This window comes from Poseidonocella sp. HB161398 (assembly GCF_005870025.1).
In the GTDB taxonomy this organism is placed as follows: domain Bacteria; phylum Pseudomonadota; class Alphaproteobacteria; order Rhodobacterales; family Rhodobacteraceae; genus Mangrovicoccus.
In genome coordinates this window covers 62411-89061 of sequence record NZ_VATA01000007.1, presented here as the reverse complement: position 1 = coordinate 89061, position 26651 = coordinate 62411, and the positions used below count along the sequence as shown (strand labels likewise).

Below are 26651 nucleotides of genomic sequence, written 5' to 3'. Positions count from 1 at the left end.
ATGAGCGAAGTTTCCGGCGACCTTCCCCTCGACGCCCCGGCCGGGCGCGGCAGCGCGGTCTACGACGACCTGAAATCGCGGTTCTTCCCGACGCCGCTCAGCGGGCTCGCCACCCTCGCGGGGCTGGCGCTGGCGGGCTGGATCCTGTGGCACGCGCTGCAATGGGCGCTGTTCGACGCGGTCTTCACCGGCCCGCCCGAGGCCTGCCGCGAGGCCGCCGGCGCCTGCTGGGCGGTGATCCATGCGCGCTGGCGGCTGATGTTCTTCGGCCTCTACCCGCATGAGGAGCACTGGCGCTCGGCGCTGGCCTGCCTGCTTTTCCTCGGCGTCATCGGGGCGAGCTGCATGCCGCGCCTCTGGCAGGCCGGGCGGCTGGCGGTGCTGTGGATCGCGGGCTTCGCGGGGTTCCTGCTGCTGATGCGCGGCGGGGTCCTCGGCCTCTCCTACGTGCCGCAGGAGAAATGGGGCGGGCTGACGCTGTCGATCTTCATCTTCGTGGCGACCGTGCTGATCGGCATGCCGCTGGCGGTGGCGCTGGCGCTCCTGCGGCGCGCCTCGCTGCCCTTGGTGGCGCGGCTCGCGGGGCTCTTGATCGACGGCATCCGCTCGCTGCCCTTGATCACCATCCTCTTCGCGCTGGCCGTGGTGCTGCCGATCCTGGCGCCCGGCGCGCTCGGCTCCAAGCTGACGCGGGTGATCCTCGGCATGGCGCTCTTCTTCGCCGCCTACCAGGCCGAGATCATCCGCTCGGGCATCCAGTCGCTGCCCGCGGGCCAGGAGGAGGCCGCCAAGGCGCTGGGGCTGCACTACTGGCGGCGGATGGCCAAGGTGATCCTGCCGCAGGCCTTCCGCCGCGCCCTGCCGCCGACGATCAGCCAGCTCGCCATCATCTTCATGGAGGTCGCCATGGTGATGATCGTCGGCATCTTCGACTTCCTCGCCTCGGGCAATGCCGCCTACGGATCGGGCGAGTGGAACTTCGCCAATGTCGAGGTCTATGTCTTCATCGCCCTCGTCTATTTCGTCTTCGTCTTCAGCCTCTCGCGATACGGCGCCTATCTGGAACGCCGCATGCGGGTCGGCAAATAGGAGCCTCCGGAATGACCGCGCAGCCCGCCATCCGCATCGACCGGCTCGACAAGTTCTACGGCCACTACCAGGCGCTCTCGCAGGTCTCGCTCAGCGTGGCCAAGGGCGAGAAGGTGGTGATCTGCGGGCCCTCGGGCTCGGGCAAGTCGACGCTGATCCGCTGCATCAACCGCCTCGAGGAGCATGACGCCGGCACGATCGACGTGCTCGGCACCCCGCTCGACGACCGCACCGCGCAGATCGACGGCATCCGCCGCGAGGTCGGCATGGTGTTCCAGAACTTCAACCTCTTCCCGCACATGACCATCCTCGAGAACTGCGCCATGGCGCCGATGCTGGTGCGCCGCCAGCCGCGCCGCGAGGCCGAGGCGGCGGCGATGCATTTCCTCGAGAAGGTGCGCATCCCCGAGCAGGCGCTGAAATACCCCGGCGAGCTCTCGGGCGGCCAGCAGCAGCGCGTCGCCATCGCCCGCGCCCTGTGCATGCGGCCCACGATCATGCTCTTCGACGAGCCGACCTCGGCGCTCGACCCCGAGATGGTCTCGGAGGTGCTCGACGTCATGGTCGCGCTGGCCAAGGAGGGGATGACCATGGTCTGCGTCACCCACGAGATGGGCTTCGCCCGCCAGGTGGCCGACCGGGTGATCTTCATGGACCGCGGCACGATCGTCGAGACCGCCCCGCCGGGCGCGTTCTTCGGCAATCCCCGCCACGAGCGCACCCGCGCCTTCCTCTCGCAGGTGCTGGCGCACTGAGCGCCCCGCCGCCTTCCCCTCCAGGAGACCCGAAGATGTCCACCGCCGATTGGATCGATACCAGCATGCAGGGCGTGGCCTGGCTGCGCACCGCGAAGGAGGCGCATCGCGACCGGCCGCCGCTTGCCGAAGACATCGACGTCGATCTGGCGATTGTCGGCGGCGGCTTCACCGGGCTCAATGCCGCCATCGCGGCGGCCCGCGCCGGGCTCTCGGTCGCCGTGCTCGAGGGCGGGATCACCGGGGTCGGCGCCTCGGGGCGCAGCGGCGGCTATGCGGTGCCGAACCATCCCCACGGGCTGACCCCCGCCCAGGCAGAGGCGCATCTGGGCCCGAAGAAGGGCGCGGCCTTCAACGCGCTGGTGCTCGAGGGGCCGGATCTGCTGGCCCGCACAGTCGAGCGCTACGGCATCCGCAGCGACTACCAGCAGCGCGGCTGGATCCTGCCGGCCCATTCAGAGAAGTCGCTGAAGAAGGTGAAGACCGCCCATGACCAGTGGACCGCGCTGGGGGCGCAGCTCGACTGGCTCGATGCCGGCGAGGTGCGGGCGGCGACCGGCGCCGCGGGCTATCTCGGCGGCTGGCGCAACGCCTCGGGCGGGACGGTCAATCCCTTCGGCCAGTCGCAGGGCCTGGCCCGCGCCGCCGAGGAGGAAGGCGCCCGCATCCACGAATCCTCCCGCGTCGTCAACGTCGCGCAGAAGGCGGCGGGCGAGGTCCTCCTCGAGGTCCGCGTGCCGGGCGGGAGCCACACGGTCCGGGCCGCGAAGGTGCTGATCGCCACCAATGCCTATACCGACGATGTCACGCCCGGGCTCTCGCGCAGCGTCATCCCGGTCTATCTCTATACCTGCGCGACCCATCCCCTGCCCGAGGAGCTGCGCGCGGCCATCGTGCCCGGCTGCAGCTGCTTCACCGACCTGCGCGACGCCACGGGCTTCGCCCGGCTCGACCCGGCGGGCCGGCTGATCGCCGGCGGCGCGGTCTTCGCCTCCTCGACCGATCCGCGCGGCTACGGGCTGAGGCATTCGCGCGAGACGGTGCTGCGGCTCTTCCCGCATCTCGCCGCCATCGGCCCGGACTTCCAGGACTACTGGGAGGGCCATGTCTGCATCACCGAGCCCTATATCCCGCATGTCCAGCGGATCGACCGCGACGTCTTCTCGCTGCTCGGCTGCTCCACCCGCGGCGTGGCGCTGATGCAGGCGCTGGGGCGGATGATGGGCGAGGTCTTCGGCGGCACGCGCGAGCTGGGCGAGGTGCCGGTCGAGATCGTCGAGGGCACCCGCACCATCCGGCTGCATGGCGTCAAGACCCGCGCCGGGCGCAACATCTTCCCGCTCTACCGGATGAAGGACCGGCTCGGCCTGACCTGAGCCCGCCATCCGCCGGAAAGACGCCCCCCGCCCTCCGCCGAGAACGGGGCCGGGCGCGCATGCCTCCGTGACCGGTGATCCCCCTGCCGGCCCGTCCGGCCCTGCCGGTGCGGGCGCCCGGCGGGGGCCGTCCACATGCGCTCTGCACCCCTTCCGGCGGCGCTTTCCGCCCGTCGGGTTCCGCCCCTCTGCGGCATAGGCAATTCTGCCTACGCAATCACGCCAATGGCGGTGCCCGGGGGGCGGAGGTATTGTGACGCCTATTGAAATAGTAAACAACGCTTGGTTTTTAGGGCGCCTTACCGGCTCCGAAATGGATTTCCTGTCAGTGTGTTGTTCATGTCGTGCACTCCGCCTTTAGGGGCGGAGTGCACTTTTTGTGTCGATGGGGCTGCCGCGCCCGGCTACGAGGGCCGGACGGACAAGACAATGAAGCGCCTGCCGGGAACCGCGTGCCCCGAAGGCCAGACATGCCAGAGGAGGCATACCGAAGTGAGAAAGTCGCTTGGCGTCGTGCTTGCGCTGGCTCTGGCCGGCCTGCAGCTCGTCGCGGTGACCTTCGTCGTCTTCTCCTCCTACTTCACCTCCGAGCGGACGCTGCTTGCGCATGCCCGCAGCCAGCTGGTCGATGTCGGCGTCAACGTGATCCAGAATGCCAGCTGGTTCCTGTCCCCGGCCCGCGGCGCGAGCGAGCTCTCGACCGCGCTGGCCGAGAACCGGATCGTCCGCCGCGAGGAAGTCGGCGACCTCGAGGGCCTGCTCTTCCAGCAGCTGCGGACCGCGCCGCAATTCGCGGGCGCCTATTACGGCGACGAGGAGGGCAACTTCCTCTATGTCATGCGCCGGGGCGAGGACCGCTACCTCACCAAGATCATAGATGCCGATGCGCCGGCGGCGACCCGCACCGAGCTGATCCGCCGCTCCGGCGACTTCTCCGAGCTCGACCGCCGGTTCGATCCGCTGGACGACTACGACCCGCGCACGCGCCCCTGGTACCAATCGGCCCGGGCCGAGCTGCACAGCATCTGGACCGATCCCTACATCTTCTTCACCTCGCAGGTCCCCGGCATCACCGCGGCCACCCCGGTCGAGGGCGCGGGCCACAATGTCCAGGGGGTGATCGGCGTCGATATAGAGATCGACGAGCTCTCCCGCTTCCTCGCCAAGCTGCAGATCGGCGTCACCGGCGCGGCCTATGTGCTGAACCGCAACGGCGATGTCATCGCCCATCCCAATCCGGCGCTGCTGAAGACGGTCGGCGCGGCGGGCGACCTGCGCTTCCCCTCGATCCGCACGATCGACGATCCGCTCGCCCGCGCCGCCTTCGGCAACCGGCCGATCGAGAACGGCATCGACTTCGAGACCCGGATCGAGAGCGATTTCGAATATGGCGGGCTGCAATATGTCTCGCTCATCATGCCCTTCGGCCTCGACGACATCCCCTGGACCATCGTCGTCTACGCCCCCGAGAACGACTTCATCGGCACGCTGAAGAAGAACCGCGCGCAGAACACGCTGATCGCGATCGGCATCGCGGCGATCACCGCGGTGATCGGCCTGGCGCTGGCCAACCGGATCTACGCGCCGGTCCGCGCCTTCGCCGTCCGTTCGGCGCTGATCTCGCAGGGCGAGATCTCGCCCGACGAGCCGATGCCCGAAACCTACCGCGAGCTCGAGGATGCCAATACCGCGCTCGTCAACCAGATCCGGCAGCGCAAGAAGACCGAGACCGAATACCGGATGACCTTCGAGCTGGCCTCGCGCGGGGTGGCCTATATCGACGGGGCCAGCGGGCGCATCCTGCGCGTGAACACCCGCTTCGCGGAAATCCTCGGCCATGGCACCGAAGAGCTCGAGGGGCGGCCCTTCCAGTCGCTCCTGGCCGCCGACGAGACCGATCTGCTGGCGCGGGTCGGCGCCAACACGGAGAAGCACCATGCCTTCAGCTTCGAGGCGCGCGCACTGCGCCGCGACCGGGCGGCGGTCTGGATCCGCCTGAACGGCATCTGCTTCGACGATGCCAGCGGCGGCAGCGGCTACATCCTGGCGACGATCGACGACATCACCAAGGTGCGCGAGTCCGAGGAGAAGATCGAGAAGCTGAACCAGGAGATCGCGCTGGTCTCGCGCCAGCAGCTGATGGGCGAGCTGGCGACCGGGCTCGCGCACGAGCTGAACCAGCCGCTGACCGCGATCACCCAGGACGTGGATGCCGCGCTGTTCCTGGTGGAGAACTGGCCGGAGCGGACCTGCGAGATCCGCGAGCTGCTGACCGAGATCGACCAGTACGCCCATCAGGCCGGCGACATCATCCGGGCGCTGCGCGCGCTGATCCGCAAGGACGCCACCAGCGCGACGGATTTCGGCATCTTCGAGCTGCTCGAGCAGGCCAAGCGCCTGATCCAGACCGAGGCGCGGCAGAACGGGCTGGAGATCTCGGTCTCGGGCGGCGCCGAGATCGGCGTCCATGCCGACCGCGCGCAGATCGGCCAGGTGGTGGTGAACCTCCTGCGCAACGCGGTCGAGGCGATCTCGGCGGGCGATTGCGCCGAGCGCCAGATCCGGGTCTCGGCACGGATCGCGGGCGATCTGGCCGAGGTCACGGTCGAGGATACCGGGCCGGGGATCGCCGCGAATTTCGATCCCTTCGTGCAGTTCGAGTCGACCAAGCCGGACGGGCTGGGCCTCGGCCTGTCGCTCAGCCGGTCGCTGGTCGAGGCGAATGGGGGGACGATCTGGCATGACGCCGCGAAGCAGGGGGGATGCTTCACATTCACGCTTCCACGGAAAGGACTGTCCGCATGAAAGGACTGGCTTCATGAAAGGACTGGCCTCATGAAAGGACTGGCCGCATGATCGACGATCCGGACGCCGGCCCCCTCATCTACCTGGTGGATGACGACGAGACCATCCGCACCTCCCTGTCGCGCGCGCTCGACCTGCGCGGCTACAGGGTCCGCACCTTCGCCTCCGCGCAGGCGTTCCTCGACGGCTATGACGGCACGTCGCCGGGCTGCCTGCTGCTCGATTACGGCATGCCGCAAACCAACGGGCTGCAGCTGCAGAAGCACCTGCGCGAGAGCGGGATCGACCTGCCGGTGATCTTCATCACCGGCCATGGCGGGGTGCCGGAGTCGGTCCAGGCGATGAAGATGGGCGCGATCGACTTCCTCGAGAAGCCGTTCAAGCAATCCGCGCTGATCGACCGGATCGAGACCGCGCTGGAGATCGGCCGCGAGCGCAGCGCCGCCAAGCGCGCGCGCCAGGAGTTCCGCTCCCGGTTCGACTCGCTGACCGAGCGGGAGCGGGAGATCGCCAGCCGGATGGTCGCCAACCCCGCACAGTCCTCCTCGAAGGAGGTCGGCCGCCAGCTGGGCATCAGCCCGCGCACGGTCGACCACCACAGGGCGCGCATCTTCGAGAAGATGTGCGTGAACTCGATGGCGGAGCTGCTGGAGATCAGCCTGAAGGCCGCGACCTCCGGCGATCCCTGATCCCGCCGCGCCCCTGCCAGGCGGCATGCGGCCCCTGCCCCGCGCCGGGGCGCTGCCGCCTTCGGCCCGTCCGCCAGGGCCATCGCCGACGGCGTCCTGCCCCGCGCGAGATGAAGCACCGTCCGGCCCCGTGACGAAAGAGCTGACGGAGGGACTGGATGCCGCGCTTGAAGATGTCGGCCTGACCGTCTTTCGCGGGCGCCTGTCGCGATCCGCCGCAGCCGCGCGGACCGGAACGCGCTCCGCCCGGGAGACGGCCCGCGTGCCGGACGGAGCGCGTCCGCTGCCTGAGCCGCTGCCAGGGCCGGTGGCCGCCGCGAGCGCAGGGTCCGCGCCCGGCAGGACCATCAGCCTCTGCATGCCGGAAGCCGTGGCCAGCGCCCTGGCTCCGGCGCCGATGGCCGCCATCCGGCCGTTGCCGCCTTCCGCTCCGAGGCCATGCCGGACAGGCGCCTGCGCCTGCGATGCCGAAGGCCGCCGCTGCCCTTCGCGGGCAGGACGGCTAGGTCCGTCCGGATGCCGTGGCGGCCGGTTCCGGCCCGGATGCCACGTGCCATGCGGACGCCAAGACCTTGACTGACCAGCCACCTCCGACCGCTCCCGCGCCCGGTGCAGGGCCTGAAGATGGCGTTGCCCTTCCGATTTGATGGCGGCGAACGGCATCGCAGGCGCGCCGCGGCGTCGGCCGTCGCCCCGGCCTCCCGGTTATCCCTTCGCCGGGGCTTTCATCCATTGGATGAACGCCTGATCGGCTCCGCCGTGCACCTTCGCACAGGGCCCGGCAGATAGCGGCGGCTCATGTCCTTACCCGCGACAAAGCCGCCCGAAGTGATGCGAGCCGCCATAAGCTCTCTCGCGGCGGCGCAGGACGGAAGCCCGGCCGGAAGACCGGGCATGCGATCCAACCCGAGACGCTTGCGGAACACGACCGCCCCGGCGGCGTCCAGTCCCGCAGGACGGCGAACGCTCTTGCCCGGAGCCATCCCAGAGCCCTGATGTCCCCTGCATGCTCTGCTTTCCAAACATGCACGCCAGGATCTCCACGGATCGGCGGCAAGGGTGGTCATCCCTGTTGCTCGCGGGCGTTTTGCCAAACGGGATTGGCGGACAGCCAGCCCCGGTCGCAGTGCCACGCCGCATGCCGGGCCGCGCATTGGAGACGCCACGGCTGGCGAGCGCCCCTGCGTACCGCCGCCGAAACCCGGCCGTTTCGCGATGTGCAGGCGCGGAATTTGAGATCCCCCATGGCGTTCCGGGGATCCGCCCCTCTGAGGTCCCGACCCGCCGCGGAAGCCGGGCTGCCGGGGCCTTCGATACGGCGGCGGTTGCGGTTCCAGCCAGGGTGCCTGTCCGTTTCAGCCGCCGCTCCCTTGCAGGCAACCAGTGACAGCCGCGCCGCACCTATTTGCCTGTACCCTCCTTGCGCGGGACCGGCTCCGCCAGGAGAGGGCGGCCCCCGGGGAAGGCCCGGAGCCGTGGCCCGAGGCCCGCTCGGCCTCGGCGCGGAGGATGGCCGTGCACGCTTCTGCCGAACGAGGTGCGAACCCGCCGATCCCGAAGACAGGCGCAGCGGCGGGCGGCATCCATGCGCGGCGAGACGGCGGGGCGCGGGGCGTGCAGAGGGTCGCGGCCGGTCCGGGATGCGGCCGGCGCCAAGATCGCCGCCGGTGGCCGGGACGGGGCCACTTTCCGCAGGCGGGACGCAGCGGCACAGCCGGTAAAACGAAAATAACCGAAAGAAGCTTGTTGCGTTCTTGCGCGCTTTCGGACAGCGTATCGGCAAGCAGGCTTTGAGGAGAGGACCTGTGATACATGTCATGACAGGCACAGGACCGGCAGGCCGGACCGCGCGCGCCGGGCCGGGCCCGGGCGGGGCTGCCTTGACGTGAACGCGAAGCGGCCTTGACGGCGGCCGGGCTCCGGTGGCTGATGAAAAGGCGAATATATGCGCCGCGCCGGGCTCTTGGCGCGGGGCCGCGCCCGGTCCGGAACGCAACCGCCGCAGAAGCGGATCGCGACGGACCGGAAAGAGGAGCGCCGCCCGGCAAGGGGCGGCGCAGCAAGGGAGGGGACCGATGACGCTCGAACTCAGGGGCGTGTCCAGGGTCGTGGAGGGACAGATCCATGTCCACCCGGCCGATCTGGTGCTGGAAAAGGGCACGATGAATGTCCTTCTGGGGCCGACCACGGCGGGCAAGACCTCGCTGATGCGGCTGATGGCCGGGCTGGACGTGCCGACGTCGGGCCGGGTGATCTGGGAGGGCAAGGACGTCACCGGACTGCGCGTGCAGGATCGCGGCGTCGCCATGGTCTACCAGCAATTCATCAACTACCCGTCGATGAGCGTCTACGACAACATCGCCTCGCCGATGCGGCTCCTCGGCCTGCCGAAGGACGAGATCGACGCGAGGGTGCGCGAGACAGCGGCGCTGATGAAGCTGTCCGAGATGCTCGGCCGCCGCCCGCTGGAGCTGTCGGGCGGGCAGCAGCAGCGCTGCGCTTTGGCCCGGGCGCTGGTCAAGAATGCCGGCCTCGTGCTGCTCGACGAGCCGCTGGCCAATCTCGACTACAAGCTGCGCGAGGAGCTGCGCGTCGAGATCCCGCGGATCTTCGAGGCCTCGGGCAGCATCTTCGTCTATGCCACCACCGAGCCCGAGGAGGCGCTGCTGCTCGGCGGCAATGTCGCCACGCTCTGGGAAGGGCGGATCACCCAGTTCGGGCCGACGCCCGAGGTCTACCGCCAGCCGGTCGATGCGGTGACCGCGCGGGTCTTCTCCGATCCGCCGATGAACTTCCTGCAAGTCGAGAAGCAGGGCAGCCGCCTCGGCTTCGGAGACGGCCAGGGCACGGAGGCGAAGGGCAGCCTCGCCGCCCTGCCCGACGGGCGCTACACCGCGGGCTTCCGCGCCAACCATCTGGAGATCCGCCAGCACGCGCCCGACGCGATGCGCTTCACCGCGACGCTCTCGGTGACCGAGCTGACCGGGTCGGAGACCTTCGTCCATCTCGACCATCACGGCGAGCGCTGGGTCGGGCTGATCCACGGGGTGCATGACCTGGGTATCGGCGAGCGGCTCGATGTCTGGCTCGACCCGCGCCATGTCTACATCTTCGGCGAGGATGGCGGGCTGATCGCGCCCGCCTCCTACGCCCTGGCCGCGTGAGGGGGACCCATGGCGCGCATCACGCTCGACAATCTGGCCCATAGCTACAAGCCCGATCCCGCCTCCGAGGAGGACTACGCGCTCAAGGAGCTGAACCATGTCTGGGAGGACGGCGCGGCCTATGCGCTGCTGGGCTCTTCGGGCTGCGGGAAATCCACGCTGCTGAACATCATCTCGGGGCTGCTTCAGCCCTCGCAGGGGCGCATCCTCTTCGATGACCGCGACGTGACCCATGCCGAGACGGCAGAGCGCAACATCGCCCAGGTCTTCCAGTTCCCGGTGGTCTACGACACGATGACCGTGCGCGACAACCTGGCCTTCCCGCTGAGGAACCGCGGCCGCGACGAGGCCTATGTCGCCGGGCGCGTCAACGAGATCGCCCGGATGATCGGCATGGAGCACATGCTGGACCGCAAGGCGCGCGGGCTGACGGCGGATGCCAAGCAGAAGATCAGCCTCGGCCGCGGCATGGTCCGGAAGGACGTCAACGCGCTGCTCTTCGACGAGCCGCTGACGGTGATCGACCCGCACATGAAATGGGAGCTGAGGACCCAGCTGAAGAAGCTGCACCACGAATTCGGCCACACGATGATCTATGTCACCCATGACCAGACCGAGGCGCTGACCTTCGCCGACAAGGTGGTGGTGATGTATGACGGGCGCGTCGTGCAGATCGGCACGCCGGAGGAGCTGTTCGAGACGCCCGGGCACACCTTCGTGGGCTATTTCATCGGCTCGCCGGGGATGAACCTGCTGCCTGCCGAGGTGGAGGGCGCGACGGCGCGGATCGGCGGCACCACCGTCGGGCTCGGCCGGGGCTACGGACCGCTTACCGGCAAGGTGGAGATCGGCATCCGCCCCGAGCATGCGCGGCTGACCCGCGGCGAGGGGCTGCCAGTGACCATCCGCCGGATCGAGGATGTGGGCCGCCACCGCATCATCCGCACCGAATTCGAGGGCCGCGAGATCAATGTCATCGCCGGCGAGGACGAGCCCGTCTCGGCCGACATGACCCGGGTCGCCTTCGATCCGGCGCGGATCAATGTCTATGCCGATGGCTGGCGGGTGGACGCGGCCGGCTGAGCCCTGGGCAACGAGGTCCGGGGCGGGGAGGCTCCGGGGGAGGAAAAGATGAACAAGACGCTGAACAACAAGGCGTGGTTCCTGGTGCTGCCGGTGCTGGTGCTGGTCGCCTTCTCGGCGGTGATCCCGCTGATGACGGTGGTGAACTACTCCGTGCAGGACACGTTCGGGAACAACCAGTTCTTCTGGGCCGGGCTCGAATGGTTCCAGGAGATGCTGCACGAGGACCGGATGTGGAACGCGCTGCAGCGGCAGCTGCTGTTCTCGGCGATCATCCTGGCGATCGAGGTGCCGTTGGGCGTCATCGTGGCGCTGAACATGCCGAAATCGGGCATCTGGTCCAGCTTCTGCCTGGTGGTGATGTCGCTGCCGCTGCTGATCCCGTGGAACGTCGTGGGCACGATCTGGCAGATCTTCGGCCGCGTCGATATCGGCCTTCTGGGCCACACGCTGGCGGCGATGGGGATCGACTACAACTACACGCAGAACGTGGTCGATGCCTGGGTGACGATCATCGTCATGGATGTCTGGCACTGGACCTCTCTGGTGGCGCTTCTGGCCTTCGCCGGGCTGAAATCCATTCCCGACGCCTACTACCAGGCCGCAAGGATCGACCAGGCCAGCCGCTGGAAGGTCTTCCGCTACATCGAGCTGCCGAAGATGTCGGGCGTGCTGATGATCGCGGTGCTGCTGCGCTTCATGGACAGCTTCATGATCTATACCGAGCCCTTCGTCGTCACCGGCGGCGGTCCGGGCAATGCGACGACGCTCCTGTCGATCGACCTGGTGAAGATGGCGCTCGGCCAGTTCGACCTCGGCCCGGCGGCGGCATTCTCGCTGATGTACTTCCTGGTCATCCTGGCGATCAGCTGGGTGTTCTACACGGTGATGACCAATCTCGACAAGAAGGGGATGTGAGATGGCCGACGCAACGCTTGCCCCCGCTGCCGCCCGTCCGCGCTTGCGGACCGGGATCAGCTCCCGCGCCGTGGTGATGACGCTTTACCTGCTGTTCCTGATGCTGCCGATCTACTGGCTGCTGAACATGAGCCTGAAGACCAATGCCGAGATCCTGGGCGACTTCACCCTCTGGCCGCGCGAGCTGACCTTCCGCAACTACGTCACGATCTTCACCGATCCCGCCTGGTACATGGGCTATGTGAACTCGCTGATCTACGTGGTGATGAACACGGTCATCTCGCTCTCCGTGGCGCTGCCGGCCGCCTATGCCTTCTCGCGCTACACCTTCATGGGCGACAAGCACCTGTTCTTCTGGCTGCTGACGAACCGCATGGCGCCCCCGGCGGTCTTCGCCCTGCCCTTCTTCCAGCTCTATTCCTCGGTCGGGCTCTTCGACACGCATATCGCGGTGGCGCTGGCGCATTGCCTCTTCAACGTGCCTCTGGCGGTCTGGATCCTCGAGGGCTTCATGCGCGGCGTGCCGAAGGAGATCGACGAGACCGCCTATATCGACGGCTACGGCTTCGGCGCCTTCTTCGTGAAGATCTTCATGCCTCTGATCGCGTCGGGCATCGGCGTCGCGGCGTTCTTCTGCTTCATGTTCTCCTGGGTGGAGCTGCTGCTGAGCCGCACGCTGACCACGGTCGACGCCAAGCCGATCGCGGCGATCATGACGCGGACGCAGGGCGCCAGCGGCATCGACTGGGGGCTGCTGGCCGCGGCGGGGATCCTGACCATCGTGCCCGGCGCGCTGGTGATCTGGTTCGTGCGCAACTACATCGCCAAGGGCTTCGCCCTGGGGAGGGTGTGATGACCGGCACCGACCGCGCCCGCATCGCCGCCGCCCTGGCCGCGCGCCAGCCGGGCGAGTTCCGCCTGCCCGAGCTCCTCGCCGACTGGGAGGACCGCCCCATCGGCGAGAAGGTCCGGCTTGGCAACGACTTCCTGCGCGAGGTGCGCAAGGGCGCCTTCGCCGGCATCCGCGACACCGGCCGCAAGGCCCCGCGCGGGCATCTCTACCGGAAGGAGGACTGACATGGCCTGGATGGCATGGACCTGGCCGACGGCGATCTTCTTCATGGTGATCGCGGCGCTGCTGGCGATCTTCACGATCCTCGCGATCAAGTTCCCCGAGACGCCGAGGAGGGGCGTCCTGCGGATCGAGACCACGCGGGGCGACCGGCTCTTCATCACGCTTCTCGGCTCGGCCTTCATCAACCTGGCCTGGCTCGGGATCATGGGGCCGGGCACCCAGCCCTGGGCGCTGGCGGTCTGCCTCGCCTATGCCGCAGCGGTCTTCCGCTGGGTCTGAAACCGGGCAGCAAGCCCGGACGGCAAGAACAGCCAAGAACAACAACGACGACAAGTTCGAAAGGGAGGAAACTTATGAACTTGAGAAGCACGACAGCCCTCGCGCTGGCCCTGGGCCTCACGGGCTCGGGCGCCTTTGCCGACATGGACGCGGCGAAGGCCTTTCTCGATGCCGAGATCGGCGATCTCAGCACGCTGAGCCGCGCCGACCAGGAGGCCGAGATGCAGTGGTTCATCGACGCCGCCGCGCCCTTCGCCGGCATGGACATCAAGGTCGTCTCCGAGACCATCACAACGCATGAATACGAAAGCCAGGTGCTGGCCAAGGCCTTCAGCGAGATCACCGGGATCAACCTGACCCACGACCTGATCGGCGAGGGCGACGTGGTCGAGAAGCTGCAGACCCAGATGCAGTCGGGCGAGAATGTCTATGACGCCTATATCAACGACTCCGACCTGATCGGCACGCATTGGCGCTACCAGCAGGCGCGCAACCTGACCGACTGGATGGCGAACGAGGGCGCGGACGTGACCTCGCCGACGCTCGATCTCGACGATTTCATCGGCACCCAGTTCACCACCGCGCCGGACGGCAAGCTCTACCAGCTGCCCGACCAGCAATTCGCCAACCTCTACTGGTTCCGCTATGACTGGTTCAACGACGAGAAGAACAAGGCGGACTTCAAGGAGGCCTATGGCTACGACCTGGGCGTGCCGGTCAACTGGTCGGCCTACGAGGACATCGCCGAGTTCTTCACCGGCCGCGACATGTCGCATATGGGCGTGACCGACAAGGTCTACGGCAACATGGACTACGGCAAGAAGGACCCGAGCCTCGGCTGGCGCTACACCGATGCCTGGCTGTCGATGGCCGGCGTCGGCTCGAAGGGCGAGCCGAACGGCATCCCGGTCGACGAATGGGGCATCCGCGTCAACGAGGCCTCCCAGCCGGTCGGCTCCTGCGTCGCCCGCGGCGGCGCCACCAACGGCCCGGCCGCGGTCTATGCCGTCACCAAGGCGATCGACTGGCTGGAGAAGTACACCCCGCCCGCCGCCATGGGCATGACCTTCTCCGAGGCGGGCCCGGTCCCGGCGCAGGGCAATATCGCCCAGCAGATGTTCTGGTACACCGCCTTCACCGCCGACATGGTGGGCGACGGCGCAGATGCGGTGCTGGATGACGACGGCACGCCGAAATGGCGGATGGCCCCCTCGCCGCATGGCGCCTACTGGGAGGAAGGCACCAAGATCGGCTACCAGGACGTGGGGTCGTGGACGCTGATGAAATCCACCCCCGAGGACCGCGCCAAGGCGGCCTGGCTCTATGCCCAGTTCGTCACCTCGAAGACCGTCGACGTGAAGAAGTCCCATGTCGGGCTGACCTTCATCCGCGAGTCGACCATCCAGGACGAGAGCTTCACCGAACGCGCGCCCAAGCTCGGCGGGCTCGTCGAGTTCTACCGTTCGCCCGCCCGCGTGGCCTGGTCGCCGACCGGCACCAACGTTCCGGACTACCCCAAGCTGGCGCAGCTCTGGTGGCAGAATATCGGCGACGCGATGTCGGGCGCGAAGACCCCGCAGGAGGCGCTCGACGCGCTCTGCGAGGACCAGGAGAAGGTCATGGAGCGGCTCGAGCGGGCCGGCATCCAGGGCGATATCGGGCCGAAGCTGAACGAGCCGCAGGACCCGGAGGTCTGGCTGGCCGAAGCCGGCTCGCCGAAGGCCAAGCTCGCCAGCGAGGACGAGGAGCCCAAGACCATCGCCTATGACGACCTGATCAAGTCCTGGCAGTGACCTGACCCGGCCGGGGCCGCAGCGCGGCCCCGCGCCCCCTCCGCGGCAGCGCATCCTGCGGCCCGTGCCGGAGGCCGTCCCGCCTGCAAGGCTGGATCTTCCGCCTGGCCCCCAGCGCCCGCACCCCGTCGCTGCCATCAGGTCCCCGATCGCCGCATGGCACCGCGCATGACGGGACCCGCGGTCCGCTCCAGCGGCAGCGCATCCCGACCAGCTTCCCCGCCCGGACCGGAGACCTTTCCGCACGCGAAAGCAGCTTTGCATCGCCCCCGCGGACTCCGCTCGGGGCAAGCCGCTAATCCGGAGGCCCCTGCAGGCAAGCGCCCGATGAGGGCGGCGGTTGCTGCAGAGCGAGGCCGCGAACGCCACCGGTCCGAGAGAGTGGCCGGACAATCCAGTCGCCGATGACGCGCATGGCATGTTGAACGCTCTCTCGGCGACGGCAGTCGCACTCCTCCTTCGGCGCCCGGAAGACGCGCTCGACCATGCCGTTCTGGCTCGCGGGCAATGAGGGGTGATGAACGCCTGCTCCCCGTAGCTGCGGACGATGGCCGTGAAGTGGTGGCTGGCCAAGAATGAGCCATTGAGGCGCCATTGGTTCGAGCCCAATGGCGAATGCCATTGTGCGAGCGCTGCAGGAACTCCGCCTCGACGCGGCCGAGCGTCCCGAACCTCGCGATCAGGGCATGCCCCTGCGCGGCGCTGGCGGTCGTGGCCTTGCTGGATTTCGACAGGTGCCAGCCCAGCTGCGCGCGCGTGTGGCAGTCGATCACCAGCGCCAGGGAGGCCCAGCCGTCCTTGCCTGTCCAGATACGCGCGAGATCGGTCGACCACCTCCCGTTCGGCGCGGCGGCGGCGGACGGCACGGCCTGGATGCGGGGCCGGATGCCCACGGCGCGCTTGCAAACCTGCCACCCCTTGAGCCGGAGCGAGGCATCGAACGGCTGCCCATCGTGGCGCCATCGGTTCGAGCCCGATGGGCGACGGTCCGGGAGAGATGCCGAACCCGCTGCACCGTCGTTCGGCCTTCTCAACCGGACCAGTGGCGTTCGGGGCCTCGCTGTTGACGCCCGGGAGCCAGGCCATGGTCCGATTGCCGAAGGACGGCTCCTCCTCGATCATTTTCCTGATCGGCTCGGAGAACCGCGGATCGACCTTCGGCGCGGCTTTCAACGGCTTGCAGAAGACCGTGCGCCAGGGAATGCCGGACCACGTGCAGAGCTTGGCGACCGACACGGTGCCGCCCTCGTTCAAGAGGCCCTGCAGGACGCCTATGGCGAGGCCATGCCTCACTCCTGCGCATCCAAGAGGGCCTGCAACCGTTCGATCGTTCTCCCGGACCGGTGGCGTTCATGATCTCGCTCGGGCCCGCGGCTCCAGCATAGCCGCGCCATGGGCGTCCTGCAGGTCCCGGAGCTGCTTCTCGCATTGCTCGCGGATGTCGAGCGGGTTGGCGCGCAGCGCGTTCTCCATGCCGGTTTTCCATCCTCGCCCCCCTCGATCTCGGAGGGCGTCAGGTCAAAGGACCGGCTCGCCTCCGGCACGGTCCTTGATCGGGCTTTCGCGGCGCCACTGGCGCCACGGGCCCCTTCAACTCCGCTTCGCCGTCCACTGCTTGACGCTGTCGTCCATCGTCATGCTCATCGCTACGTTCTCCCTTGTCGCATGAGCAGGTTTTCACCGGCGGGCTACAGCTTTTCCGCCAATCCCGAACGCGCACCGCAGCCCCTCCCTTCGCGTCCCTGCGGCCAGAGCCCCGATCCCCGCACGGCACCGCGCGTGACACAAACCGCGGTCCGCTCCAGCGGCAGCGCATCGCGCCCAGTTTCCCGCCCGGGCCGGAGGCCCTCCGGCCGGCAAGGGCGCATTCTCCGCCAGCCCCGAATGTGCACCGCAGATGCCGGCCTGCCTCGCCGCGGCCAGATCCCCAATCTCCGTACTGCGCCCATGACCGGGGCCGCGGTCCGCTCCAGCGGCAGCTGTGAGAGGAAGGCACATTGGCGGAGCAAGCCGTGCAGCCGTAGAGGCACTCCCTTTGCCGTCGCGGCCGATGCGCATGCGCCCGTGCGCCCTCGGCCGCCGCGATGGCCGCTCCGCAGCGAAAGCGGGGGCGCAACCGGCAGTGGCCCGACCGGGCATCGACCTCAGCCGACGGTCCCTGCGGCGGAGGTCGACGCCCGGCACATCCCCCGGGTTCTTCGCCTGACCGTGCGCCGCCACACGACAGGCCTGCCGGCGGCCCCGCTCGCCGGCGTTGCGGGCATCGGCGCCGTCCGTGCCGCGGCCGCCATGCTGCAGGTGCGGCAATCTTCGGACTGACAGCGGCGCCGCGGTGTTCCATAAGAGGACCCGGACGCTGCCGGAGCATCGCAGCCCGGCGCCACCCGCCCCATCCGCACGCAAGTCGACCGTCCCGCACTGGAGTCCCGCCATGGCCCTGAAATCCCCGATCTCGCTCTATGACGCGCAGGGACTGCTCTACGGGGTGGTGATGACCAGCCTCGGCGTGAGCTTCCTGAAGGCGGCGGGGCTGGTCACCGGACAGACGGCGGGCCTCTCGGTGCTGCTCTCCTACGTGCTGCCGCTCGGGTTCGGCACGCTTTTCGCGATCGTCAGCCTGCCCTTCCTCGGCGTCGCCTGGACCCGCCGCGGGGCGGGCTTCGCGATCCGCACCGGGCTCGCGGTGATCGGCATCTCGGTGCTGACGCAGCTCTTCGGGCGCTGGATCCAGTTCGAGGCCCTGCCGCCGCTGCTGGCGGGGATCCTGTCGGGCTGCTGCAGCGGCATCGGGCTGATCGCGCTCTTCCGCCACAATGCCTCGGCGGGCGGGCTGGGGATCGTCGCGCTGATCGTCGAGGAGAGGACCGGCCTCAGGGCCGGCTGGGTGCAGATGGGCTTCGACGCGGTGGTCTTCGGGCTGGCGCTGGTCTTCCTGCCCTTCGACCGGGTGGTCTGGTCCTTCATCGGCGCGGTGGTTTTGAACGCGATCATCGCCTGGAACTTCCACATCTCGCAGGCGCGCCCCGCCAACGCCTGAGCGCAACCCGGCAGACCACTTGACTGGACCCGCGGAAGCGGTCGCCGTGCCGCAGGCCCCGCGTCCCGTGTGCCCGGACCGCGGGCAGAGCCCTTCTGCGCCGCGCCGAGGCGTCCGGGCGCAGGGAGGCCAGGCATTCGAGGGCCGCACCGCAAGACCAGGGCCGATCCGGCGATGGCGGGCCGCTGTCGGGTCCCGGACCCGGACCTGGCCGTCGCGTCCCTCCCCGGCCGGCGGCCGGGGGATCAGCCGTCCGCGAGACAGGTCCGGACCAGCGCCCCGGCATGCCCGCCGCGGTCAGGCGGCCCGGCACCAGGCCGTTGACCACCCGCACATGGCCAAGCTGGCGCGCCGCGGCCATGCGTCGCGAGTTCTTGAGGGCATCCTCAACTTCCGGCGTCATGAGCGGACGCCCGGTCTTTGCGCTCCTGGCCGCGCGCGCCATGTCGTCGGCAAGTAGCACTGCCTGGTACTGCTCCTTCGCCGCCGTGGAGAGCGTGGGCTTGCTGGCGGCTTCGCGTGCTTCAAGAAGCTCGCGGGCCTCGTCGAGCTAGGCGAAGGATCGGTTGATGACCGCGTGAGCCTGCCGCTCACGCGCTCTCGTTTCAGGCGGAAGGCCGTCCTCGCGCAGCTCTGTCTTGCCGATGATCTCGACAAGCTCGCTCGGAACGACCATCCGGACGCACCACTTGCCACGTATGTTCTGGACGTACTTCATGCCCACCTCGAAGACCTGTTTTGTAACAGCTCTTGTAGCAGAGTTTGTGGCGCATGCCCTTGGAAACCTGGGGGTTTCCAGAATTTTCAATCTGCTAAGAGGGGGTATGGTGAGAGGCTGGACCGCGGCCACGGCGGCGGCCGGAAGTCCCGGATCTGTCACCGCGTGCTCCATGAGACGCGCCGCCAGCTCCGTGGTTGACGGGGCCGCGGGGATGGCGTCCCCGTCGCTGGTCGAGAGGAAATTCGGCTCGGCAATGGCCGACCCGTTTACGGCCGCCACCCAAGCTGCCGCCACGAGGCCCGGCCCTTTGCCCGGAGGGGCGGGCCAGGCGAAAACTGCCGGCCTTCCCTTGCGCAAGGCCGCCCCGGTCCGGACTGCCCGATCCGATCGGGAGGCGCAGGCGCCCCGGAGAGACGACCGCTCTCCGGTCCCGGTCACTGATCCCAGAGGCCCGGAACGCCCGGCCGACGGCTTGATGGCGCCCGGGACGCGACCCGTGGGCCCGGTGCAGCCCGGCGCCGGGCCCGCCGGGCGGGCGTCAGGCGGCCGCCACCGGCAGCAGGAAGCCGTCAAAGAAGGCAGCCAGCTCGGCACGGGCGCCGAGCGGCAGGACATGGGCGATGTACTGGTCGGGGCGCACGACAACCATGCAGCCGCCCTCGCGGTCGATGCCGCGCATGTCGAAGATGTCGCCCTGCCCCTTGTGGTCGGTGCAGAAGACCTTCTCGTAATCCTGCAGGCCCAGCCGCCCCTTCACCGGCTTCAGGAGCGCGGGCATTTCCTCGTAGGCGAGCTGGTCGAAGGTCTGCTGGAAGACCGCGCGGAAATCGATCAGCGCGTCGATATCCTCGCCGGGCCGGGTGTAGCGGACCACCGGCGAGGCGGGGTCGCTTTGCAGCCAGTCGGCCAGCGCGTGGATCGCCGAGCCTGGCGCCGAGCTGTCCGCCCGCCCGGCGAAGGCGTAGATCCGCCAGCGGCCGTCGGCCTCGGCGGCATGGCCAAGCTGCATCTGCATCGCGTCCGAGACCCGTACGACCGGCGCCGAGTGGAAGCGGCGGCCGATGCCCAGACCGGTGGCCAGCTGCTGATGGACCGGCTCGGCGACGATGGCCGAGGGGACATATTCGACCGCGAGCCCGCCGGTGAATTCCAGGTTCTCTACGAACTGCTTCTGCACCCGCGGCACGTCGGAACCGTCGAGCTCGGACTCGCCCGGCGGGGCCGACATGATCCGCGCCCATTTGTGGTCGGTCTCGACCAGCCGCTTGGCCTCGAGCCAGCGCTCGGCGGAATAGCTGCGCAGCAGGCTGGCATCGGCGCGGCCCTGGAAGACATGAGCGAGCTTCCAGCCAAGATTGAACGTGTCCTGCATCGAGACGTTCATCCCCTGCCCGGCCTTCGGGCTGTGGGTGTGGCAGGCATCGCCCGCGGTGAAGACGCGGGGATTGCGGTCCTCGCCCGCGGGCACGTCGTCGAACCGGTCGGTCATGCGGTGGCCGATCTCGTAGACGGACCACCAGACGACCTCCTTCACGTCGATCGTGTAGGGCGCCATGATCCGGTTCGCCGCGGCGATCATGTGCGCCGAGGTCAGGTTGCGCGAGGCCACCCGCTCGTCGGGGGCGAGCTTGTCGAGCTCGACATACATCCGGAAGAGATAGCCGCCCTCGCGCGGCAGGATCAGCACATTGCCCTCGCTGGCCGAGGACACGATGCATTTCTGGCGGATGTCGGGGAAATCGGTATTGGCGAGGATGTCCATCACCCCCCAGGCCTGGTGCGCCGCGTCGCCATGCAGCGCGCCGCCGATCGCCTTGCGCACATTCGAGCGCGCGCCGTCGCAGCCGACCACGTAATTGGCGCGCACCGTCGCCGTCGCCCCGGCATTCACGCCCGCATTCTCCAGCGTGACGGTGACCGGATGGTCGTCGCTGTCCGGATCGACCGAGACGTCGGTCACCGACCAGCCGTAATCCGGCTCCAGCCGCGCGGGCGACTTGCGCATCACCTCCAGGAACAGCTCGTGGATGCGCGCCTGGTTGATCAGCGTATGCGGCATCTCGGAGGAATCGTCGGCCACGTCCTGCACCCGGCCGATCCGGCGGACATGCTGCGGGTTCTGCGGATCGGGCGTCCAGAAGGCGGTCTGGTTCACCCAGTAGCTCTCGCGCTTGACCTTCTCGCCGAAGCCGAAGGCCTGGAACATCTCCATCGTGCGGGTGTTCACGCCGTCGGCCTGGCCCTTCTCCATCGGCCCGGGCTTCCTCTCGACGATCATCACGTCGATCTCTGGAAAGTGCGACAGCTGCGCCGCAAGGCAGAGCCCGGCCGGGCCGCAGCCCGCGATCAGCACGTCGACCTCTGCGGGAAGCGGCGCGAAGGCGCTGCGGTCGCGGCGGCAGGGCGCCGCGTTCTTCAGGTCGGGATCCCCTCCGCGGAAGCCGTCCACATAGTACTGCATCGTCGCTCCTCCTAGCCGTGCAGACATGAGCATGCGCTCGTCACGGCATATAGTAGCTACACTTATCATTTTTGGTCAAGAATAAATATGCATGCTTATTATTATCCGCAATATACTGATTAGCTGTAGTTTTCCTGTCCACAGCCCGGAGGATGCGGTTCGGACGCTCTTGCAGGAAGGGGAAGAGTCGCCGCGGGCGGCGGGCCGGGCGCTAGCTGCGCGGGGCCTCGGCCGTGGCCTTCCTGGCGAGGGCGAGGAAGATGCCCCGCTCCTCGTCGGAGAGGCCGGGAAGGATGTCGGCCTGGAGGCTGCGGACGACGGGCAGGATCCGATCCAGCATCGCCCGCCCCTCCTCGGTCAGCGCCACCACGCGGGAGCGGCGGTCCTTCGGACTGACGCTGCGCGAGAGCCAGCCCTTCTGCTCCAGCCGGTCGATGACCCCGCCGATCGTGGCGCGGTCATAGGCGATCTGCGCGGCGACGCTGGCCTGGTCCATGCCGGGGGTCTCCAGGATGGCGCTCATCGCGGCGAACTGCACTGGCGTCACGTCGAGCCCGGCCTCCTTGGTGCGCTGCGCGAAGACATGCGCCGAGGTCTGGTGCAGCCGGCGGATCAGGTGCCCCGCCATGTCATGTACTTCCAACGCGCTCTCCTCCGCTGCTACACTCGGGCAGGCGCGGCCCGGTCCGGCAAGCTGCCGCCACATCCCGGCCGCGCCGTGTTCCGGCAGGATAACCCATTCTGTCAAAGTGGTTAAGCGATATAGTATGTACTCTTACGTATGTGTTGACGCATACCGATAAGTATGCATATTATATGAACACATATCGCTGGGCGCGCCCGGCGGAGACATCCAGACGGGAGGAAATGGATGCCTGGACTTTCAAGACTGCTTTTCACGGCCGCAACGGCGATCGCCCTTGCCGGCCCCGCAACCGCCCAGGACGTGACGCTGATCCTGCACCACTTCCTGCCACCGGTTTCCAACGCCCACAAGGACATGCTGGAACCCTGGGCCGAGAAGATCGAAGCCGAGAGCGGCGGCCGCATCGCCGTGGAGATCGCCCCGTCGATGGCGATGGGCGGCAAGCCGGGCGAGCTCTACGGCCAGGTCCGCGACGGCGCGGCCGATATCGTCTGGACCATCCTCGGCTACACGCCGGGCGTGTTCCCGCGCTCCGAGGTGTTCGAGCTGCCGCTGGTCCATGCCGGCTCCGCCCGCGACACGACGATCGCGCTCAATGCCTCGCTCGACCTGCTGGCGGAGGATTTCAAGGACGTGCATGTCCTCTTCCTGCACAGCCATGACGGCAACCTGATCCATACCGCGACAAAGCCGGTGCGGAGCTTCGAGGATGCCGCCGGGCTGAAGCTGCGGACGCCGGGCCGCACCGGCGCCTGGGAGATCCAGGGGATGGGCGCGGAGCCCGTCGGCATGCCCGCCCCCTCGCTGCCCGAGGCGATGGCGAAGGGCGTGGTCGACGGCGCGCTGACCACCTACGAGATCGTGCCCGCGCTGAACCTGCAGGAGCTCGACAAATACGCGACCGAGCTGCCGGACGGCGACCGCTTCGGCACGGCCGTCTTCATGCTGGCGATGAACCAGGATGTCTATGACGGGCTCGACGACGAGCTGAAGGCGGTGATCGACGCCAATTCCGGGATGAACGTCGCCGCCGAGATCGGCGCGCTCTGGGAAGGCTTCGAGGAACCCGGCATCGCCGCGCTCGACGCGGCCGGGGTGGAGCGGATCGTGCTCTCGCCGGAAGAGGCCGCGAAGTTCAACGCCGTCAGCGAGACCGTCGTCCAGCAGTGGATCGACGAGGTGACGGCCAAGGGCATCGACGGCGCCGCGCTGGTCGAGGGCGCCCGCGCTGCCGTCGCCGCGGCGGCAGCCACGCGCTGAACCCGTCCGGAGGGGCCCCGCGCCCCTCCGCCATGCACGCAAACCCAGGGAGGAAGAGATGCGCGCAGCGCTCCTGCGGACGGCCGATGCCTTCGCACTGCTCGGCGGCGCGATCCTGATCGCCATCGTCGCCGTCACCACCACCAATACCGGGGCCTTCATCCTCGACCGCATCGGCGGCCTCGCGGGCATCGACGTGCCCGGCCTGCCCGGCTACGAGGATTTCGTCCAGCTCGCGATCAGCGGCGCGGCGCTGATGTTCTTCCCCTATTGCCAGGCGCGGCGCAGCCATGTCGCGGTCGAGCTCTTCATGGAGCGGCTGCCGCTGTGGTTCCAGCGCAGCGCCGACCGGCTCTGGCTGGCGGTGACGGCCGCGGTGGCGCTCTTCCTGGCCTACTGGATGGTCTTCGGCATGCTCGAGACCCGCAGCGACAGCGCCGTGACCGCGGTGCTCGGCTGGACGGTCTGGCCCTTCTACCTGCCCGGCATCCTGTCCATGGCGCTCTGGGCGGTCATCGCCCTGGCGCAGATCTCCGGAGAACTCGGCAATGGCTGATCCCATCACCATCGGCATCCTCGCCCTCGTCCTGCTCTTCGTGCTGCTGGTCTTCCGCATGCCGGTCGGCATCGCGATGATCGTGGTCGGCATCGGCGGCACCTGGGTGCTCAGCCTCGCCGTGCCCTTCGTCCGCTTCGTCCCCTATATCCGCCAGTTCAAGACGCTCCTGTGGGAGAATGTCGCCAGCTACGACCTCTCGGTCGTGCCGCTCTTCGTGCTGATGGGCTACATCGCCTCCGAGGCGCGGCTCTCCTCCGATCTCTTCAAGGGGCTCGAGGCGCTGATGACCCGGCTGCGCGGCGGTGTGGCCATGGCGGCAGTCGCGGCCTGCGGCGGCTTCGGCGCGGTCTGCGGCTCCTCGCTCGCCACCGCCGCCACCATGGGCAAGGTCGCCCTGCCCGAGCTGCGCGAACTCGGCTATTCGCCGCGGCTCGCCTCCGGCGCGCTGGCCGCGGGCGGCACGCTCGGCATCCTGATCCCGCCCTCGGTCGCGCTGGTGATCTACGCCATCATCGTCGAGGGCTCGATCCTCAAGATGTTCCAGGCGGCCGTCCTGCCCGGGCTGATGGCGGTGGCGGGCTTCATCCTGGTGATCGCCCTCTCGGTGCGGCTGAACCCGTCGCTGGCGCCCGAGCCGAAACCGATGGAAGCCGCCGCCCGCCGCGTCGCGCTGCGCCGCCTCGTCCCGGTGATCGCGATCTTCGGCGCGATCATCCTCGGCCTCGGCTTCGGCCTCTTCACCCCCACCCCGGCCGCTTCGATCGGCGTCTTCGTGATTGCCGCCTACGGCTTCCTGCTGCGCTGGCGCACCGGCGAGGGGCTGGGCGTCGCCGGGCTCCTGCGGGCGATCCGCGCCACGGCCGGAACCGCGGGGATGATCTACCTGATCCTCTTCGGCGCCGAGGTGCTCAAGGGCTTCTTCACCCGCACCGGCCTGCCCCAGGCGCTCAGCGACTGGGCGGCGTCCAGCGGACTCGACCCGATGCTGGTCCTCGTGATCATGCTGGCGATCTTCATCATCCTCGGCTGCTTCATGGAGAGCCTGGCGATGATCCTCGTGGTGGTGCCGTTCTTCTGGCCGACGCTGATCGCGCTCAATGGCGGCGACTACGTGACCGCCCAGAGCGCCGCCTTCGGCATGGACAATGACAGCCTGAAGATCTGGTTCGGCATCCTGGCGCTGATCGTGGTGGAGCTCGGGCTGATCACCCCGCCGGTCGGGCTGAACGTCTTCATCATCGCCTCGCTGGCGCGCGACACGCCGATGGCAACGGTCTTCCGCGGGGTGCTGCCCTTCCTCGGCGCCGAGATCGTCCGGGTCGCGCTGCTGCTCCTGCTGCCGGGGATCGTGCTCCTCGTCCCCCGGCTGATCGGCGGCTGAGCCGGGCGGTCCAGGCACATGACAGAAACGGGATCCGGTCCATCCGGGTCCCGTCCCGTTCCGCAGGCCGCCTCGCATTGCCTCCCGCCGGAACGCAGATGCCGACAGAACGCCGCCCCGGCTCTGGCCCGAGGCAACGCTGCGACGTCCCCGGTCCCGCCCGGGCGCAATGTCAGAAATCATGGTCGCGCCGGAAATGCGGCGACGTGAAATCCGGTCGAGGCAATGAAATCAGCCTGCGCCGGAAAGAACCGGAAAAATCCGGAAAGTCGCTGGACCCGAGTAGCGGGCCTCCTCCGTCTCCCGGGCTGTCCGGGAGACGGAGGAGGGCGTGAAATATGCACCCGCTGCTTCGGCAATCTATCCTGTCCGGAGTGCCGCGGAGACCTGCCCCGCCGCGTCCGTAAAGTCTTTGGTCAATCGAACTGTCCCCTGTCTACCCCCGGACCGCCCCTGCCTTGAAGGCCCGAAAAGGGGTTGCTGCGACGGCAAGACGGATCGCGCTCCTATCCTTCCGGATAGGCCGCGGCCGCTGACGGGTACCCGATCCCGGCGCTTCCCGAACGGCACTGCCGCCGGGGTGGCGCGCGGGCCCGATCCGGCCGGCCCCGGGCCTCCGGGCGCAGCGGCAGCCGGGTCGGGCCCGGGTGGCCAGCGCCCTAGCCCTCCGTGTCCGGCGCCACCAGCCAGTCGGCGAAGAGCCGGGCATTGGCCGAGGCATGGGCATGGATGCGCAGGTAGAACGGACAGGGCGAGATCATCGTCTCGGGCACCAGCTGCACCAGCCGCCCGCTCTGCAGGTGGCTGCCCAGCAGCCCCTCCCAGCCCAGCACCGCGCCGACATGGTCCTCCGCCGCCTGCAGCGAGATCAGGTAGTTGTTCAGCGCGAAACCCGGCCCCTGCGGCGGCGGCCAGCCCAGCGTCTCGAACCATTCGCGCCAGTCGGTCCAGGCATGGGTGCCCGAGATCGTGTGGATCAGCGGCGCCCGCAGCAGGTCGGGGATGCCGGTGATGCCATGGGTCTCGGCGAATTGCGGCGTGCCGAGCGCCAGGATGCGGTCATGGAAAAGCTGCCGCGTCTCGTCGGCCTCGCGCTCGGGCCGACCGTAATGGATGCTCAGATCCGGCGAGCCCGCCGCGGGCCCCACCGGCACGCCCGTATCCTGCACCATCTGCGAAATCGCGATGCCCGGATGCGCCCGCCAGAAGGCCGCAAGCCGCGGTGTCAGCCAAAGTCCGCTCATGGCAGTCGTGGCCGCGATCGTCACCCCGGTCTGGTCGTTGAGATAGCGGATCCGCGAGACCCCGTCGGAAATCGTCTCGAAGCCGCGCTGGAGCGACACGAAAAGCAGCGCCCCGGCCTCGGTCAGCTCCACCCCGCGATACTGCCGGGTGAATAGGGACTGGCCCAGATCCAGCTCCAGTGCCTTGATTCTATGGCTGACTGCCGCCGGAGTGACGTTCAGCTCGGCGGCAGCCAGCTTGAAGCTCAAATTTCGGGCAGCTGCTTCGAAACAGGCAAGGTCGCCGAGAGAGGGCAGATCATAGGGCTTGGGCACG

At 68.5% G+C, this 26651-nt stretch carries 21 protein-coding genes; 16 read left to right on the top strand and 5 right to left on the bottom strand.

Going from position 1 to position 26651, the window contains the following annotated elements; all coding sequences use genetic code 11:
• From FGX59_RS07955 to FGX59_RS07900, 12 genes are all read left to right on the top strand, one after another.
• The gene (locus tag FGX59_RS07955; RefSeq protein WP_138465997.1) at positions 1–1089 is read left to right on the top strand and encodes an amino acid ABC transporter permease; all 1089 of its coding nucleotides are present in this window, start codon (positions 1–3) and stop codon (positions 1087–1089) included.
• 11 nt (positions 1090–1100) lie between these two features.
• Complete coding sequence (locus tag FGX59_RS07950; RefSeq protein ID WP_138465996.1) at positions 1101–1844, top strand: amino acid ABC transporter ATP-binding protein; 744 nt, start codon at positions 1101–1103, stop codon at positions 1842–1844.
• A 35-nt stretch (positions 1845–1879) separates the two neighbouring features.
• On the top strand, positions 1880–3220 hold the full coding sequence (locus tag FGX59_RS07945) for an FAD-binding oxidoreductase (protein WP_138465995.1): 1341 nt from the start codon (positions 1880–1882) through the stop codon (positions 3218–3220).
• A 492-nt stretch (positions 3221–3712) separates the two neighbouring features.
• Positions 3713–6025, top strand: a complete 2313-nt coding sequence (locus FGX59_RS07940) for a cache domain-containing protein (RefSeq protein ID WP_138465994.1) — start codon at positions 3713–3715, stop codon at positions 6023–6025.
• A 47-nt stretch (positions 6026–6072) separates the two neighbouring features.
• On the top strand, positions 6073–6714 hold the full coding sequence (locus FGX59_RS07935; protein ID WP_138465993.1) for a response regulator transcription factor: 642 nt from the start codon (positions 6073–6075) through the stop codon (positions 6712–6714).
• Between the two features lie 2075 nt (positions 6715–8789).
• Positions 8790–9878, top strand: a complete 1089-nt coding sequence (locus tag FGX59_RS07930) for an ABC transporter ATP-binding protein (protein ID WP_138465992.1) — start codon at positions 8790–8792, stop codon at positions 9876–9878.
• 9 nt (positions 9879–9887) lie between these two features.
• The gene (locus FGX59_RS07925) at positions 9888–10961 is read left to right on the top strand and encodes an ABC transporter ATP-binding protein (protein WP_138465991.1); all 1074 of its coding nucleotides are present in this window, start codon (positions 9888–9890) and stop codon (positions 10959–10961) included.
• A gap of 48 nt (positions 10962–11009) precedes the next feature.
• Complete coding sequence (locus FGX59_RS07920) at positions 11010–11879, top strand: carbohydrate ABC transporter permease (protein WP_138465990.1); 870 nt, start codon at positions 11010–11012, stop codon at positions 11877–11879.
• Position 11880: 1 nt separating this feature from the next.
• A complete protein-coding gene (locus tag FGX59_RS07915; RefSeq protein ID WP_138465989.1) occupies positions 11881–12732 on the top strand; it encodes a carbohydrate ABC transporter permease in 852 nt (283 codons plus the stop codon).
• A complete protein-coding gene (locus FGX59_RS07910; RefSeq protein WP_138465988.1) occupies positions 12732–12956 on the top strand; it encodes a DUF1413 domain-containing protein in 225 nt (74 codons plus the stop codon). The genes FGX59_RS07915 and FGX59_RS07910 overlap by 1 nt, the downstream gene beginning before the upstream one ends.
• Position 12957: 1 nt before the next feature.
• A complete protein-coding gene (locus FGX59_RS07905) occupies positions 12958–13233 on the top strand; it encodes a DUF2160 domain-containing protein (RefSeq protein ID WP_138465987.1) in 276 nt (91 codons plus the stop codon).
• A 74-nt stretch (positions 13234–13307) separates the two neighbouring features.
• On the top strand, positions 13308–15026 hold the full coding sequence (locus FGX59_RS07900; protein WP_138465986.1) for an ABC transporter substrate-binding protein: 1719 nt from the start codon (positions 13308–13310) through the stop codon (positions 15024–15026).
• A 1350-nt stretch (positions 15027–16376) separates the two neighbouring features.
• On the opposite strand, the gene FGX59_RS39280 is transcribed toward FGX59_RS07900, so the two are convergent.
• Entirely contained in the window at positions 16377–16499 is a 123-nt protein-coding gene (locus FGX59_RS39280) for a hypothetical protein (protein WP_255471553.1), read from the bottom strand.
• Positions 16500–17457: 958 nt separating this feature from the next.
• Here FGX59_RS39280 and FGX59_RS07880 point away from each other — a divergent pair.
• Entirely contained in the window at positions 17458–18063 is a 606-nt protein-coding gene (locus FGX59_RS07880; protein ID WP_138465985.1) for a YitT family protein, read from the top strand.
• Positions 18064–18613: 550 nt separating this feature from the next.
• Here the strand turns inward: FGX59_RS07880 and FGX59_RS37515 are convergent.
• The 3 genes from FGX59_RS37515 to FGX59_RS07870 all read right to left on the bottom strand — a co-directional run bounded on the left by FGX59_RS37515 (position 18614) and on the right by FGX59_RS07870 (position 21888).
• Positions 18614–18781 carry a hypothetical protein gene (locus FGX59_RS37515; RefSeq protein WP_171060556.1) on the bottom strand — a complete coding sequence of 56 codons (168 nt, stop codon included), beginning with the start codon at positions 18779–18781 and terminating at the stop codon, positions 18614–18616.
• Positions 18782–19322: 541 nt separating this feature from the next.
• Positions 19323–21245, bottom strand: coding sequence for an FAD-dependent monooxygenase (locus FGX59_RS07875; protein WP_138465984.1), 1923 nt, complete (start codon positions 21243–21245; stop codon positions 19323–19325).
• A gap of 211 nt (positions 21246–21456) precedes the next feature.
• Complete coding sequence (locus FGX59_RS07870) at positions 21457–21888, bottom strand: MarR family winged helix-turn-helix transcriptional regulator (protein ID WP_138465983.1); 432 nt, start codon at positions 21886–21888, stop codon at positions 21457–21459.
• Between the two features lie 228 nt (positions 21889–22116).
• Between FGX59_RS07870 and FGX59_RS07865 the strand changes: the two genes are divergently transcribed.
• The 3 genes from FGX59_RS07865 to FGX59_RS07855 are packed head-to-tail and all read left to right on the top strand — an operon-like array spanning position 22117 to position 25091.
• Positions 22117–23151 carry a TRAP transporter substrate-binding protein gene (locus tag FGX59_RS07865; RefSeq protein ID WP_138465982.1) on the top strand — a complete coding sequence of 345 codons (1035 nt, stop codon included), beginning with the start codon at positions 22117–22119 and terminating at the stop codon, positions 23149–23151.
• Between the two features lie 58 nt (positions 23152–23209).
• The gene (locus FGX59_RS07860) at positions 23210–23707 is read left to right on the top strand and encodes a TRAP transporter small permease (RefSeq protein WP_138465981.1); all 498 of its coding nucleotides are present in this window, start codon (positions 23210–23212) and stop codon (positions 23705–23707) included.
• Positions 23700–25091: a TRAP transporter large permease gene (locus FGX59_RS07855; RefSeq protein ID WP_138465980.1), complete on the top strand. Its 1392-nt coding sequence runs from the start codon at positions 23700–23702 to the stop codon at positions 25089–25091. The genes FGX59_RS07860 and FGX59_RS07855 overlap by 8 nt, the downstream gene beginning before the upstream one ends.
• 659 nt (positions 25092–25750) lie before the next feature.
• Here FGX59_RS07855 and FGX59_RS07850 read toward each other — a convergent pair.
• A complete protein-coding gene (locus tag FGX59_RS07850; RefSeq protein WP_138465979.1) occupies positions 25751–26650 on the bottom strand; it encodes a LysR substrate-binding domain-containing protein in 900 nt (299 codons plus the stop codon).
• Position 26651 lies beyond the last annotated feature (1 nt).

What these genes read in the sequence shown, in the direction of transcription:
- FGX59_RS07955 (WP_138465997.1), top strand. Translation starts at nt 1, where the DNA reads ATGAGCGAAGTTTCCGGCGACCTTCCCCTCGACGCCCCGGCCGGGCGC.
- FGX59_RS07950 (WP_138465996.1), top strand. Translation starts at nt 1,101, where the DNA reads ATGACCGCGCAGCCCGCCATCCGCATCGACCGGCTCGACAAGTTCTAC.
- FGX59_RS07945 (WP_138465995.1), top strand. Translation starts at nt 1,880, where the DNA reads ATGTCCACCGCCGATTGGATCGATACCAGCATGCAGGGCGTGGCCTGG.
- FGX59_RS07935 (WP_138465993.1), top strand. Translation starts at nt 6,073, where the DNA reads ATGATCGACGATCCGGACGCCGGCCCCCTCATCTACCTGGTGGATGAC.
- FGX59_RS07930 (WP_138465992.1), top strand. Translation starts at nt 8,790, where the DNA reads ATGACGCTCGAACTCAGGGGCGTGTCCAGGGTCGTGGAGGGACAGATC.
- FGX59_RS07925 (WP_138465991.1), top strand. Translation starts at nt 9,888, where the DNA reads ATGGCGCGCATCACGCTCGACAATCTGGCCCATAGCTACAAGCCCGAT.
- FGX59_RS07920 (WP_138465990.1), top strand. Translation starts at nt 11,010, where the DNA reads ATGAACAAGACGCTGAACAACAAGGCGTGGTTCCTGGTGCTGCCGGTG.
- FGX59_RS07915 (WP_138465989.1), top strand. Translation starts at nt 11,881, where the DNA reads ATGGCCGACGCAACGCTTGCCCCCGCTGCCGCCCGTCCGCGCTTGCGG.
- FGX59_RS07910 (WP_138465988.1), top strand. Translation starts at nt 12,732, where the DNA reads ATGACCGGCACCGACCGCGCCCGCATCGCCGCCGCCCTGGCCGCGCGC.
- FGX59_RS07905 (WP_138465987.1), top strand. Translation starts at nt 12,958, where the DNA reads ATGGCCTGGATGGCATGGACCTGGCCGACGGCGATCTTCTTCATGGTG.
- FGX59_RS07900 (WP_138465986.1), top strand. Translation starts at nt 13,308, where the DNA reads ATGAACTTGAGAAGCACGACAGCCCTCGCGCTGGCCCTGGGCCTCACG.
- FGX59_RS39280 (WP_255471553.1), bottom strand. Translation starts at nt 16,499, where the DNA reads ATGGAGAACGCGCTGCGCGCCAACCCGCTCGACATCCGCGAGCAATGC.
- FGX59_RS07880 (WP_138465985.1), top strand. Translation starts at nt 17,458, where the DNA reads ATGGCCCTGAAATCCCCGATCTCGCTCTATGACGCGCAGGGACTGCTC.
- FGX59_RS37515 (WP_171060556.1), bottom strand. Translation starts at nt 18,781, where the DNA reads ATGAAGTACGTCCAGAACATACGTGGCAAGTGGTGCGTCCGGATGGTC.
- FGX59_RS07875 (WP_138465984.1), bottom strand. Translation starts at nt 21,245, where the DNA reads ATGCAGTACTATGTGGACGGCTTCCGCGGAGGGGATCCCGACCTGAAG.
- FGX59_RS07865 (WP_138465982.1), top strand. Translation starts at nt 22,117, where the DNA reads ATGCCTGGACTTTCAAGACTGCTTTTCACGGCCGCAACGGCGATCGCC.
- FGX59_RS07860 (WP_138465981.1), top strand. Translation starts at nt 23,210, where the DNA reads ATGCGCGCAGCGCTCCTGCGGACGGCCGATGCCTTCGCACTGCTCGGC.
- FGX59_RS07855 (WP_138465980.1), top strand. Translation starts at nt 23,700, where the DNA reads ATGGCTGATCCCATCACCATCGGCATCCTCGCCCTCGTCCTGCTCTTC.